Annotated in this window: 1 protein-coding gene; it reads right to left on the bottom strand. The window is 67.2% G+C overall.

Translation table 11 applies throughout. From position 1 onward, the window contains the following. On the bottom strand, nucleotides 1–1,553 hold a 1,553-nt coding region (locus JOY90_RS38240; RefSeq protein WP_291696258.1), incomplete at its 3' end, for a flagellar biosynthesis protein FlhA. Between the last annotated feature and the right edge of the window lie 782 nt (nucleotides 1,554–2,335).

Below are 2,335 nucleotides of genomic sequence, written 5' to 3'. Positions count from 1 at the left end.
AGCAGGTCCGACATGTTGGCCTTGAGCAGCTCGGTGAGATGGGTCGAGAGCACGGTCGCGGCATCGACCACGGTGTAGCCCTTCAGCGACGCCTCTTCCTTCAGGCTGGCGTCGACCCAGGTGGCGGGCAGCCCGAAGGTCGGCTCGATGGTGTGGATGCCGGGCACCGTGACCTGGCCGCCGCCGGGGTCCATGACCATGAACTGGCTCGGCCAGATCTTGCCCGAGCCGGCATCGACCTCCTTGATCTTGATGATGTAGGTGTTGGCCTCGAGCTGGACGTTGTCGAGGATGCGCACCGCCGGCATCACGAAGCCCATCTCGATGGCGAGCGACTTGCGCAGCGCCTTGATCTGGTCGGTCAGGCGGTCGGTGCCGTCGGGGCCGTTGACCAGCGGCAGCAGCGCGTAGCCGAGCTCGATCTTGAGATCGTCGATCTTGAGCGCCGCCGAGATCGGCTCCTCCGCCGCGGCCGCGCCGGGCGCAGCGGCGGGCGCATCCTTCGCCTTGGCTTCCTCCACCGCCATCGCGCGCTTGCGCTTGTGCGCCGACCAGGCCAGCGCCGCGGCGCCCGAGCTCATGGCGAGGAACGGGATCGCGGGAATGCCGGGCAGGATCGCCAGCACGAACATCACCGCCGACGCCATGCCGAGCGCCTGCGGATAGCCGGAGAACTGCCTGATCAGCGCCTTGTCGGCGGCGCCGGAGACGCCGGCCTTGGAGACCAGGAGGCCTGCGGCAGTGGAGACGACCAGCGCCGGCACCTGCGTCACCAGGCCGTCGCCGACGGTGAGCAAGGTGTAGGTGCGCGCGGCCTCGCCGAAGGAGAGGCCCTGCTGTGCGACGCCGATGATGATGCCGCCGACCACGTTGATGAAGACGACCATGAGGCCGGCGACCGCGTCGCCGCGCACGAATTTCGAGGCGCCGTCCATCGCGCCGAAGAAGCCGCTCTCGTCCTCCAGCGCCTTGCGCCGCTCGCGCGCCACCTTCTCGTCGATCAGGCCTGCGGAGAGGTCGGCGTCGGTCGCCATCTGCTTGCCGGGCATGCCGTCGAGGTGGAAGCGCGCCGCGACTTCGGCGATGCGGCCCGAGCCCTTGGTGATGACCACGAAGTTCACCGTGACCAGGATCGCGAACACGATGATGCCGATGACGAAATTGCCGCCCATCACGAAATTGCCGAACGCCTCGATGACGTGGCCGGCGGCGTCCGTGCCCTCGTGCCCGCGCGACAGGATCAACCGCGTCGAAGCGAGGTTGAGCGACAGCCGCAGCATGGTCGAGATCAGCAGGATGGTCGGGAACGAGGAGAATTCCAGCGGCGCCTGGATGAACAGCGAGGTCATCAGGATCAGGATCGACAGCGTGATCGAGATCGCCAGGAACACGTCGAGCATCAGCGACGGCAGCGGCAGGATCAGGATCACCAGGATGGTGAGCACGCCGAGCGCCAGCGCGATGTCGCCGCGCCTCAGGATGCCGCCGATCTCGCTGAGCGAGGGGAAGCCGCCCGCGGTACCCGCGCCCTGACCTGCCGTGATGTCGACCATGTTGCCGTCGTCCCCGCGCGAATGCCGTTCACGGCTCCCAAGCGATTGTGCGGCGGCCCGGAGACCACCGTTTCGAAAGTGAGGCACCGCGCTGGCGTCCACGGAGATCTCCCCGTTTCACCCGACCCACGACACTCGACTTCACCCGGCAATTTTTGCCCGGTGTATGGTTAGAAAAGGGTTAATGCGCACCGATGTCGCGCACGCCGCTTTCCGATCTGACCCGTCAACCAACCCCACTCCGCTGTCATGCTCCGCGAGAGCGGGCATCCAGCTCGTAGGATGGGTAGAGCGCAGCGAAACCCATCATGCCGTCCGTGCCGCTGATGGGTTTCGCTCCCAGCTCCTGCTGTTCTGGCTTCGTGCGTGAGGTCGCTCTACCCATCCTACGATTCCACGCTGGATCGCCTGCGGTCGCAGGAATGACATCGGAGCAAGCTCCGGCGTTCTCGCGGCGCGTTCGCACCCGAGGCCTGCTGAGACCGTCGTCCCTCCGACAACGGAGGGCGCAGGGAAGACCGGGTGCCCGCCGCACCCATGGCCCCCGTGCGTGAAGAGTGCACGGGGCAGGAACCACAGGCGAAGGCGGAAACGACCCGGCCCTCCCTGCACGGTGGTTTACCGCTTATTCCGCGCTCTCCCCGGGGACCGGGCTTTCTTGCCCCCGTGACTCGCGCGATGCGAAAGCATCGTCACAAGCTTGACGCCAGCATCGGGGCGCCAGGACCACACGGCTTCGCCGTCCGCAACCGCGCCGCTCGTCCAGCGCCGCCATCGCGTCC

Origin of the sequence: Bradyrhizobium sp. (assembly GCF_019242285.1) — a bacterium.
GTDB lineage: Bacteria > Pseudomonadota > Alphaproteobacteria > Rhizobiales > Xanthobacteraceae > Bradyrhizobium.
This window is presented reverse-complemented; position numbering and strand designations above follow the sequence as displayed.